The 11506-nt window shown below is 51.2% G+C and carries 11 protein-coding genes; 3 read left to right on the top strand and 8 right to left on the bottom strand.

The genetic code is table 11. The annotated features are described in order from the left end of the window. Positions 1–33: 33 nt before the first annotated feature. Positions 34–813, bottom strand: a complete 780-nt coding sequence (locus tag H8K27_RS12525) for an EAL domain-containing protein (protein WP_186863531.1) — start codon at positions 811–813, stop codon at positions 34–36. 396 nt (positions 814–1209) lie between these two features. Between H8K27_RS12525 and H8K27_RS12520 the strand changes: the two genes are divergently transcribed. The 3 genes from H8K27_RS12520 (at position 1210) to H8K27_RS12510 (ending at position 4677) form a co-directional block, all read left to right on the top strand. Further along, complete coding sequence (locus tag H8K27_RS12520; RefSeq protein WP_186863530.1) at positions 1210–2643, top strand: IgA Peptidase M64; 1434 nt, start codon at positions 1210–1212, stop codon at positions 2641–2643. 292 nt (positions 2644–2935) lie between these two features. Beyond that, positions 2936–4060, top strand: a complete 1125-nt coding sequence (locus H8K27_RS12515; protein ID WP_186863529.1) for a M14 family metallopeptidase — start codon at positions 2936–2938, stop codon at positions 4058–4060. 152 nt (positions 4061–4212) lie between these two features. Further along, positions 4213–4677: a CYTH domain-containing protein gene (locus tag H8K27_RS12510; RefSeq protein ID WP_186863528.1), complete on the top strand. Its 465-nt coding sequence runs from the start codon at positions 4213–4215 to the stop codon at positions 4675–4677. Positions 4678–4760: 83 nt separating this feature from the next. On the opposite strand, the gene H8K27_RS12505 is transcribed toward H8K27_RS12510, so the two are convergent. The 7 genes from H8K27_RS12505 to H8K27_RS12475 all read right to left on the bottom strand — a co-directional run bounded on the left by H8K27_RS12505 (position 4761) and on the right by H8K27_RS12475 (position 11464). Continuing rightward, the gene (locus tag H8K27_RS12505) at positions 4761–5213 is read right to left on the bottom strand and encodes a MaoC family dehydratase (protein WP_186863527.1); all 453 of its coding nucleotides are present in this window, start codon (positions 5211–5213) and stop codon (positions 4761–4763) included. Between the two features lies 1 nt (position 5214). Beyond that, complete coding sequence (locus H8K27_RS12500) at positions 5215–5691, bottom strand: MaoC family dehydratase (RefSeq protein WP_186863526.1); 477 nt, start codon at positions 5689–5691, stop codon at positions 5215–5217. 142 nt (positions 5692–5833) lie between these two features. Beyond that, positions 5834–6973, bottom strand: a complete 1140-nt coding sequence (locus H8K27_RS12495) for an acyl-CoA dehydrogenase family protein (protein WP_186863525.1) — start codon at positions 6971–6973, stop codon at positions 5834–5836. Positions 6974–6983: 10 nt separating this feature from the next. Beyond that, positions 6984–8174, bottom strand: a complete 1191-nt coding sequence (locus H8K27_RS12490) for an acyl-CoA dehydrogenase family protein (protein WP_186863524.1) — start codon at positions 8172–8174, stop codon at positions 6984–6986. A gap of 225 nt (positions 8175–8399) precedes the next feature. Next, positions 8400–9626 (bottom strand): DUF2863 family protein, encoded by a 1227-nt coding sequence (locus H8K27_RS12485; protein WP_186863523.1) that lies wholly within the window; start codon positions 9624–9626, stop codon positions 8400–8402. A gap of 63 nt (positions 9627–9689) precedes the next feature. Next, positions 9690–10382, bottom strand: a complete 693-nt coding sequence (locus H8K27_RS12480; RefSeq protein ID WP_186863522.1) for a glutathione binding-like protein — start codon at positions 10380–10382, stop codon at positions 9690–9692. Between the two features lie 140 nt (positions 10383–10522). Then, positions 10523–11464 carry a LysR family transcriptional regulator gene (locus H8K27_RS12475; protein ID WP_222610678.1) on the bottom strand — a complete coding sequence of 314 codons (942 nt, stop codon included), beginning with the start codon at positions 11462–11464 and terminating at the stop codon, positions 10523–10525. Positions 11465–11506 lie beyond the last annotated feature (42 nt).

The following is an 11506-nucleotide window of genomic DNA, read 5'->3' as shown; positions in this document are numbered from 1 at the left end:
AATGATATAAATCTTCAATATTGTCAATAATATTTAATCCCAAACTTTGGGATCAAATACACCTATAGCCCTAAACGCCGGTCTACAAAAGAAATATCCTTGCATCAACTCAATGCCGGCATTGCGCAGGAAGTCGCGTTCAGCCATGGTCTCAATACCCTCGGCCAACAATCGTACACCCAACTCGGCGCAGATCGCCACGATGCCCTTGACGATTGCCTGCTTGGGTTTACTCTCATCGATGTTGCGTACTAATTCCATGTCTATTTTTACAATGTCTGGTTGATACTCTGTCAATAGGTTCAAGCCAGCATAGCCAGCACCGAAATCGTCAATTGCAGTACGAAAACCGAAGCGACTGTATTCACGAAAGATGTTGACTAGGTGCGGACGATCCTGCACCCGTTCTCCTTCGGTTACTTCAAAAATGATGCGCTCTATCGGAAATTTATAACGTTGCGCCGCTTCGAAAGTACTGCGAATGCAAGCCGCCGGTTGATAGACAGCATTTGGTAGAAAGTTAATTGATAACAACTCCTTTAATCCTAGTTCGGCTGCCCCTCGGATGGCTTCTACGCGGCATGCTTGGTCGAAAACGTATCTATTGGCGTCTGTCACTTGGGATAGGACCGAAAAAGCAGACTCGCCATTGGGCCCACGCACCAAGGCCTCGTGCGCGTATATGGAGCGGCTGCCCAGATCAACGATTGGTTGGTAAGCGAAGGCAATGTCAAAACCGAGTAGTTGGTCATCTTTGCATCTTTGGCAGCCAACAAACGTCTGATTACTCTGTTCAGGGAAAATTGAATTCATATAAGACCTGTTTTTTTTCTAAAGAAATCGCATAATCACAATCAATTCACTATTTACGGTTTTGCCCCAGTCACACAAGTGCTTTGATGAAACATGTTACTCTCATCCAGAACAATCGTCATGGGCATTGAATGAGTTTCCCGACCGTGAAACCATTCCCGTCAATCATTTTTATTGTCATCACCATAGTTAAACTTCTCTTTGGTTGAATGCGAGTTGACTTATGTTAACTTGATGGATTTGTGGAGTGACGACGATAACAGTCATTGTATAAATCAGAATGAGGCAACCAGGCTCAAATCGATTTGATTGTATTGAATAAAATAATATGATTGCAATAAGTCAGCGTGGCGGAATAATGCGGCCGTATTATTGATAAAAAAAAAGGAAGTGATAATGAATATCAAGAAGATAAAAACCGGTATTGCTTTGGTTTGGTGGCTGACTTCCTGTGCGTATGCTGCACAGCCGGCAACCGTCAGATTGGATTATCAGCACTCAGGTGATGCCAAATCAGAGCAGTATGCGATTGAGCGGGTGGTGATTGAGCCGTTGCCTTGGCCGGGAAATTTATCACGCAATGTGGATGACACGAATCGCGGCGTGAACCGATTCGAGGTGCTGGATGCGAAATCTGGTGAGCTGCTGTATTCGCGCGGTTTTTCAACAGTTTTCGGGGAGTGGAGCAGTACGGATGAAGCGGCGAAGCTGAGCCGCAGTTTTCAGGAATCTTTGCGCTTTCCCAAACCAGACCGTCCTGTGCATATCAATGTTCAGAAACGGGATGAGCACAATAAGTTCAGAACGATCTGGAGTATCGATGTGGATACGGATGGACAGGATGTGATTCGCAAGCAGATGCCGTCAGGATTAAAGCCAGTCGCGATTCATGTCAGCGGACCATCGCCGGATAAAGTGGATTTGCTGATAGTGGGGGATGGGTATACCGCGAAAGAGATGCCAAAATTTATTGCTGATGCCAAGCGCTTGTCAAAACATCTGTTTGCTGTGTCGCCGTTTCATGAAAGGCAAAAGGATTTCAACGTCTGGGCGATCGCTGCGCCGACGGCCGAATCTGGCGTTTCGCGGCCATCGACCGGGCAATATCATGCCTCGGTGTTAGGCACCCGTTACGATATCTTTGGCAGTGAGCGTTATGTGCTGGCGACCGATAACCGTGCATTGCGCGAGATTGCGCAAAATGCACCTTACGAATTCATTGAAATTCTGGTCAATAACCCGACTTATGGCGGCGGCGGTATCTTTGGACAATTCAGTACTGCAGCAGCGGGTAATGAATGGGCGGACTATCTGTTTGTCCATGAATTCGGTCATCATTTCGCCGGTCTGGCAGACGAGTACTACACGTCACCGGTGGCATATCAGCCAAACGCGGCGAAACCTGAACCCTGGGAGCCGAATGCGACGGCACTGGCAGATCCGGCAAATATAAAGTGGAAAGACAAAATCAAAGCCGGAACGCCAATCCCGACGCCCTGGCCAAAGCAGGAATACGAAGCCCGTTCGCGTGAGTATCAGAAAATCAGAGCAAAGCTGCGTGCCGAAAACCGGCCTGAAGCAGAAATGAGCGCCTTGTTCAAAGAAGACCTGAAATTCACCAATCAGTTGTTTTCACAGGCGCCACATCAGCATGAGACAGGTGCATTTGAGGGGGCTAATTACGAGGCGACTGGTTACTATCGACCTGCGCAGCAATGCATCATGTTTGATCGCAGTGACAAGTTCTGTGACGTTTGCAGCGATGCAATCAGCACCATCATTGATTTGTACAGCAGGTCGGCTCAGTCCGGGTCTGAAAAAAAGCCATGACGTGACGCTTGATGTGGAGGCGGTACATCCATGCATGATGACGCCAGCGGCAGGAAGCTGGCGGCCTGGATGCGTTGTTCTGAAGCTGTCTGATGCTGTCTGTTGGTATTTCTGACGGATTATTATCTGAATTATCTGAATTTTGAAAAAAATTTATAAAATACCTCGGTGTTGTTGGCTAAATTATTTTCATATTTCTCTGAAAACTGTGAAAATAGCGGTTTACACAGGTTGCCGGTTTGCCTGATTGGGTGTAACCGGCGGTGGGGATTTAAAAACACAGATAAAAATCATGTCCATAAAAATCAGCCAATATTTTGATGCAGGTGCAATTGAAGTCATCAAGGCGGAACAGGTCGGAGAAATTGAACTGAATTTGCGTAAAGATTCTCACGCAGATATCTGGCAGTGGTTTCATTTCCGTTTGCAGGGGGCGCGTGGTCAGCAGGCGGTTATGCGTATCTTGAATGCAGGCCAGTCAACGTATGCAAAGGGATGGGAAAATTACAAAGCGGTTGCCAGCTATGACCGGGAGAACTGGTTCCGGGTGGAGACGGAATTTGATGGTCAGGTCATGACCATCCGTCATACACCGGAATGCGACAGCGTGTATTACGCCTATTTTGAGCCATATAGCTGGGAACGCCATCTGGCATTGCTTGGCAGCGTTGAACAGTCGCCTTTGGCGCGGGTGGAGGATCTGGGAAATACCGTCGATGGACGTGACCTGAACTTGGTCGTGGTCGGTGACCCGGCGGCGGCAAAAAAGGTCTGGATTATCGCCCGTCAGCATCCCGGAGAAACGATGGCGGAATGGCTGGTGGAAGGGACGCTGAATGCCTTGCTTGATCCGGCAAATCCGATTGCGCGGAAAATACTGGATCAGGCTGTTTTGTATATTGTGCCGAACATGAATCCGGATGGTGCTGCGCGCGGTAATCTGCGCACCAATGCCGCCGGCGCTAATCTGAACCGCGAATGGATGACACCGTCGCTGGAAACCAGTCCGGAAGTCTTCCATGTCCGGAATAAAATTCATGAAACTGGCTGTGATTTATTTCTCGATATTCACGGTGATGAGGCGCTTCCTTATGTGTTCGTTGCCGGTAGTGAAATGATTGATGGTTTCACGGAGCAACAGGCCAGGGAGCAGCAGGTTTTTGTGGACAGCTTTTGTCAGGCCAGCCCGGATTTTCAGACCCGGTACGGTTATGAAGCATCCAAATATAACGCTGATGTGCTGAAGCTGGCATCCAAATACATTGGGCATACGTTCAAATGTGTTTCACTTACCCTGGAATTGCCGTTTAAAGACAACGACAATCTGCCGGATGCCGTGGTTGGCTGGGATGGCGCGCGCAGCATGCGGCTGGGAGAGGCGATGTTGCAGCCTATCCTCGCTTCCCTCAGTCACTGATCAATCAGGTAAGATCAGAAAAAAGGACACCGCGGTGTCCTTTTTTTCTTTGAATCAGGGTGTGATTGTGCAGAGAAACGCGAGTAAAGCGGGCACAATACCATTTTTCAAACTCAGATTCGGGATTCTGGAATCATGCATAAGGACAGACAATGGGCATAGAGATCGAACGTAAATTTTTAGTGCAGGGAGAACAGTGGAAACTGGGCGCTACCCGTTCTTTGTTATGCCAGGGCTATATCAGCGCAGAACTCGGCCGTATCGTGCGGGTCAGGATTGACGGGGATGCAGCAATGCTGACCATCAAGGGAATGACAACGGGTATACGCCGTGCAGAATGGGAGTACCCGATTCCCGTTGCCGATGCCCGTTCGCTGCTGGATGAATTATGTCAGAAACCACTGATCGAAAAATACCGCTACCGCCTGCCAATCGGTGGTCTGATTTGGGAAATCGATGAATTTTTGGGCGATAACGCCGGACTGGTGGTGGCAGAGGTGGAACTGGAAAGCGAATCACAGTTATTCGACCGGCCGGTGTGGCTGGGAGAAGACGTCAGTCATGATCATCGTTATGCGAATGCCAGCCTGTTGCAGCACCCGTTTTCTCATTGGTAAGACTTGGCCGGAATAAGCGGGACATCACCGGTGTTGGCTTGTTTCCCGCTTAACCTGTCCGGCGATTTCCAGTAAAGCTGAGCTCAATAGCTACGTGAAATCGACTCGGCGATGCACACGGGTTTTTCGGAACCCTCTCTTTCAATCGTGACTTCCCAGATCATCTGGGCGCCATCCTTGATATCGTCAACCTGCAGCAGCTTGATATGTCCACGCACGCGGCTTCCGGCAGGAACCGGCGCCGGAAACCGGACTTTGTTTAAGCCATAATTGACGCCCATTTTGACATAGGTCAGCCGTATTGCATTACCCATCAGCATTGGCAGCAGGGATAAGGTGAGAAATCCGTGTGCAATCGTTCCTCCGAACGGCGATTCTTTTTTCGCGCGTTCTATGTCGAGATGAATCCACTGATGATCGCCGGTCGCTTCCGCGAACTGATTGATGCGTTCCTGTTCGATGCTGACCCATTCCGATGTGGCGAGTGGTTGCCCGACCAGACTTTTGAGTTCTTCAAGACTGTGAATTTCGCGCATGTTAATTCCTTTCAACAGACGCCGGGCGGCGGCCAAACATACCCATGCCTTTGATGGTGCAGACTGTTTTACCGTCTTGATTCACCGCTTTCCAGACCGTATGCACGACGCCGCGATCCGGTTTGGAGCTGGATGGAATGCTGGCAACGGTTTCTGCCGTGACTGTCAGCGTATCGCCCGGACGTACGGGCAGAATCCAGCGCACCTCATCCACACCGGGTGAACCCATACTGGAAGAATCGGCAATAAATCCATCGACCACCATGCGCATGATCATGCTGCAGGTATGCCAGCCGCTGGCAATCACTCCGCCAAAAATAGAATTTTTGGCCGCTTCCTTATCGACATGAAACGATTGCGGGTCGAACTTTTCAGCAAATTCAATAATCTCATCCTCGCTGACGGTACGCTGCCCCAGTTGGATAATATTTCCGGGAACGAAATCTTCGAAATACCAGCTTAAAATCTTATCTGCCATAGTGACTTCCTTTTTTATCAGGCAATGTTAACGAACTCTATGAAGAGTGATGCGGTATCCGTCAAACATTGCTAAGGCGAATGAATGGAATGCGGTTGATATGCAAAAAAAATCCCGAACAGCGCCGGGATTTTTTTGTACGTCAGGCTGCGTTCTTAAAACCCGGCTGTGCCACAAAACGTGCCAGATGATGATCTGTATCACCCAGTGACAACTCAATCATGGTCAGACGCTTGAACATATGGGCGACAGGCAGTTCATTAGTGACGCCCATGCCGCCATGCAGTTGCACGGCTTGCTGGCCGATATAACGTGCGGCTTGGCCGATGCGGGCTTTTGCCGCAGACAAGGTGCGGCGACGCTCTTCCGTGCTGTCGGATGAGACTTTTACCGCCGCCAGTGTCGCCATGGAGCGGGCTTGTTCCATTTCCATGAACATATCTGCCATCCGGTGTTGCAGCACTTGGAATTTGCCAATCGGAACGCCGAATTGCTGGCGTGTTTTCAGGTATTCCAGCGTGGCGGCTATGGTAGTTTCCATGATGCCGATCGCCTCCGAACACAGCAGCGAAACACCGTAATCTGAGACGGCATCGAGCAGCTCCCAGCCGCCGTCTTCGCGCCCGAGCATTGCCATGGCAGGGATATTCACCTGCTCAAAGATGATATCGGCTGCACGTTGTCCATCGATCGTCCGGTAATCATGACGCGTGATGCCAGCCGCATCTGCATCGACCAGGAACAGCAATATGCCGGATTTATCCCGTTGCTGGCCGCTGCTGCGGGCTGAAACGATCAGCTTGTCAGCCTGCGCACCATGCAGCACGATGGTTTTTTTACCGTTCAGACGGTAACCGTCCGTGGTTTTTTCTGCTGTCATGCAGATATCCGATAGGTCATGGCGTGATTGCTGCTCATGCAGCGCAGTTGCCAGACGGATTTCGCCGGTGGCGACTTGTTCCAGTACATCGAAATGGGCTTTGGCACGCTTTAAAAACTCGGCGCCCAGCACCGTTGAAAAGTACGGTTCAATGACCAGGCCGCGTCCGAGCTCCTGCATGACCACCATCAGATCAATCGCAGAACCATTAAAGCCACCCTGATCTTCGGGTACCGGCAGTGCCAGCGCCCCCAGTTCCGCCAGTGCAGCCCAGGCTTCTGCGGATACACCGGCAGGAGATTCAATGATCCGTTTGCGGTGTTCAAAACCGTAATCTTTTTCCGTCCAGCGACGGATTGCTTCAGCAAACTGGGTTTGTTCCTGAGTTAATGTGAAATCCATGCTGGTCTCCTCAAAGTCCTAAAATCATTTGGGTAATGATGTTTTTCTGTATCTCGTTAGAGCCGCCATAAATGGAGGTTTTACGGAAATTAAAATAGTAAGGCGCCAGAGCTGCCGCATCGTCATCGCTCATGATGCTGTGTTCTGTTTCTCCTTCGAGGAAGGCAGGATCGAATGGCTGGGCGTACGGGCCGACTGCCTCCACCATCAGCTCCGTCAGACGTTGCTGGATTTCGGTGCCTTTGATTTTCAGCAGGGATGCTTCCGGACCCGGGCGGCCGCTGTCCTGTGAAATCACGCGCAGGACGGTGATCTCCAGCGCCATGATTTCAATTTCCAGCGTCGCAACTTTGCCGGCATAGACCGGGTCTTGAATCAGCGGCTGTCCATTTTTCTGATGCTTGGCCGCGACCCGCTTCAGGAATTGCAGCTCGCGCTTGGCGCGGCCAACGGCAGCAATATTGGTCCGCTCGTGTCCCAGCAGATATTTGGCATAGGTCCAGCCCTTGTTTTCTTCGCCGATCAGGTTTTGTACCGGAACTTTCACATTGTCGAAAAAGACTTCATTCACTTCGTGGTCTTCGTCAAGCATAATGATAGGACGGACTGTGATGCCCGGAGTTTTCATATCGATCAGCAGGAACGAAATGCCTTCCTGTTTGCGCGCATTCGGATCTGTCCGCACGAGGCAGAAAATCATGTCGGCATGCTGTGCCAGCGTTGTCCATGTTTTCTGCCCATTCACGATGTAATGATCGCCATCGCGTTCTGCGCGGGTTTTGAGCGATGCAAGATCCGAGCCCGAACCGGGTTCGGAATAACCCTGGCACCACCAGTCGTCGCAATTCAGAATGCGGGGCAGGTAATAATCTTTTTGTGCCTGATTGCCAAAAGCCATGATGACCGGTGCCACCATGTTGACCCCGAAGGGCAGGATGGCAGGAGTGCCGATGCGGGCGCATTCTTCTTCAAAAATATGGCGCTGAGCCGGTGTCCAGCCTGTGCCGCCGTATTGGGTTGGCCAGCCTGTGCCTACCCAGCCTTGTTTGGCAAGAATCTTATGCCAGCGCACATAATCTTCTTTCGACATGCGCTTATGGTTCAGTACTTTGTGCTGCAGATCGGATGGCAGGTTTGCTTCCAGGTAGCTGCGTACCTGATCGCGGAATGCCAGATCTTCTGCTGAGTAATTCAAATCCATGTTGTCTCCTGTTGTAGATACCTGCCTCACGACCGAACCCGCTGATCCGGGTGTGCGGTGAATCGCTTCCGGAGCAGCCAGATCATGATGTTTTCAATAAAAAAGCACGATCGTTCAAAAGTATTGTACAACGGATTTGAAAAATGGTGACTGACAAAAACAGTGCGCTGAAAAATGTTGTTTTGCCGCCGGCACCAGAGGTATTGGCCGCTGTCTGGCAGACTGTCAGTGAAAATGCGCAGTACCTGGAGCGGGAGTGTTTTCAGGCATTTCGGGGTGCACCAGTTCGCCTTCCTGATCGGCAAATAACGGGATACCGCAATCGTCGCAAAATTCCATCGCAAAGATTTCTTCGGTCTGTTTGATGCTGGTGATGCCGGATTCGGTCAGTATTTCCGGAATGTCGCCAGTCAGACTGCCGTGTTCATCCGTGCTGACCGCATTTGCCTGGTCTTCTGCCTGATACAGCGGCCAGACTACGCCATAGATGACTTCGGGGGCATCTTTCAGGCAGAAGCTGAGGCGGAATTCATCGACCTGTCCGGGCGTTTCCTGTGCGCCGAAGGAGGCAATGATGACGCTGAACTGATCCGCTTCCTTATTCAGTGTCTGCGCCAGATAAAAGACTGCTGAACGGACAGAGACCGGGCGTATCCGGATATCTGCTTCACGGCAGGCGGTATAAAAAGCTTCCGGCAGCAACAGCTCTGTGCCGCATCCGGGAAGCAGCTGTTTAAAACTCGTGGCGGCGTGGGATTCCCAGACGAGCAGGGCGTCACTTTTCGCCTGAGCGCAGTCATAAGGTGCCTCGATGGTCTGCCACAGAAACAGCGGCTCATGCACCGGAGCCACGACAACCCCGAGCACATAGCGGATATCAGCCAGAAACGGCACAGTTTGCGCGCGGTCGGTATCCATGGCGCAAGGCTGTCCTTTCAGCAGGCTCAGCGCTTGCTTCTCCATCACGGCATAAGTCTCGCAATGGTTACGGGGTAACTGATCGATCGAATACAGATGCGGCAATAAGCGCAGGCTTGCCTGAGGTGTCAGGAAATCGGTTTTGAGCTGCGTACTCAGTATGTCGGTCAGTTCTGCAGGAATCATGCCGGAGGCAATTTCAAACCGGGTCCAGGCAAGCACTGGTGCAGCAATGAGCAAAGCCTGATATTTTTTCCCCTGATTATCCAATTCTGCGCTGGTGCTGCAGGTTTCGAGTGTTTCAACAAACACTTCATAAGCATTGGGATGGGTGGTGAACAGATGTTCTGCTGCGTCATCGAGCAGATCCTGATGGTGCAGACGCAGATTCTTTGCCACACTGGCATCCAGCTTTTCCTGCCATGCGAGGTCTTCCAGCCGGCTGGCAGACTGTGCCACTGCGAGTGCAAGGTTGGACAAGCGCTGACTTTCAGCAGCAAGTTTGAGGCGAGGGCGTTTTACAGGTCGGCGCATACAGTCAATCCGGTCAGCAGGTGGGAAACAGTCAGATTCCTCACAAGAAAGAAGTTATTGCAATCATTTTCTGGCATATTGCGTTTTACCAAACAGAATATCTTTTGCCAGCGTGTTGTCCAATGGTTTGCGCAGATCCGCCAGCACGGAGAGCCCCCGTTGTACTGCCGGGCGGGCGCTGATCACATCGAACCAGCGTTTCGCGTGTGGAAAATCAGCCCAGTCTATGCCCTGATTGGCGAAAGACCTGCTCCATGCGAAGACAGCAATATCGGCAATCGTGTAGGTGTCGCCAGCCAGGTAGTCTGACTGGGACAGCCGGTGATCGATCACTGCGTACAAGCGCTTTGCTTCGTTGGTGTAACGCTCAATCGCATAAGGGATGGGTTCCGGTGCATAAATCCGGAAATGATGTGCCTGGCCGAGCATCGGGCCAAAACCTCCCATCTGAAACATCAGCCATTGCAGGGTTTCGTACTTTTCCCTGACTGTATTACCGAGGAATTGCCCCGTTTTCCCAGCCAGATAGAGCAGGATGGCACCGGATTCAAACAGCGAAATCGGTTTGCCGTCAGGACCATCGGCATCAACGATGGCGGGGATTTTATTATTCGGGGAAATGTTGAGAAACTCAGGTTTAAACTGATCCCCGGCACCGATATCTACCGGAATCGCACGGTATGCCAGGCCGCATTCTTCCAGCATGATGTGGATTTTGTGACCATTCGGCGTGGGCCAGGAATAAACGTCTATCATCGTGTGCTCCCATAGTGAAGTATCGGTAAAGCGGATTGGATACGGATTTGATGCGTGCCCCGATGCTTATTATGCAGAGGTTTGCCATTTCGCGCACAGAATCCTCATGCCGGACAGTGCCGCTGAGACCGGGAGCCTGTTTATTCAGCTTTTTTATTCAGCCAGTTTTTTTCTGTGGATGGGTCGAGATGCGGCTGGACAATCGCTGCCACCCAGTTCATCCAGCTTTGCGTCCGTTTCGGCAGGTGGCGGCGATCCGGATACAGCAGCGAGACCGGCATTGAGGCAGCGGACAACTCCGGCAGCACTTCAATCAGCAGGCCTTGTTCAATCAATTCTCTGGAACCGATAGCAGGAGCCTGAGTAATCCCAAAGCCAGCGAGGCAGGCGGCCTGATAGGCATCGCTGTTATTCACGGTGAGTGCGCCGGACATGGCCACGGTCTTGAGTTTGCCGTCCTCCATGTATTCAAAGCCTGCGGGCTTACTGCCAAAATTGCTGGCGTAATGAATCAGCTGGTGCCGCCCGAGATCTGCCAAGCTGACAGGCATACCATGCTGTGCAATATAAGCCGGGCTGGCACAATTGATTTGTCGCAGCTTTCCCAGCGGGCGGGCGATCAGGTTGCTGTCACTCAGATTGCCGATACGCATCACACAATCAAAGCCTTCCCGGATCAGATCGACCAGCCGGTCAGTGCTGCTTAATTCGATTTCCAGTCTGGGATGCAAGCGCAAAAATTCCGGCAGACGCGGAATCACGATATTGCGTGCAAAGGCGCTCGGCAAATCCATCCTCAGACGACCGCTGATCTGGCTTGCACCTTGCTGAAACAGGGTTTGCAACTCCTCCATGTCCGCCAGCATGTCTTTACAGCGCTCGTAAAAAATCAGCCCATCCGCCGTCATCTGCACACTGCGCGTGGTCCGGTGCAGCAAACGCGTACCCAACAGGTTTTCAAGTTGTCTGACTGAGGTGGAAATACTGGCTTTCGGTAATCCGGTCTGATTGGCTGCCTGCGTAAAACTACCCAGCTCTGCCACCCGTACAAAAATGTGCATGGCTTCAAATTGATTCATCAGGCTGACCTTTGGCAGAAGAATGTAAGGAATGCAGTATTAATT

The organism is Cognatundibacterium griseum (assembly GCF_014284195.1).
Classification (GTDB): domain Bacteria; phylum Pseudomonadota; class Gammaproteobacteria; order Burkholderiales; family Burkholderiaceae_D; genus Undibacterium; species Undibacterium griseum.
The sequence above is the reverse complement of the archived record's forward strand: the minus strand, read 5'-3'. Positions and strand labels throughout refer to the sequence as shown.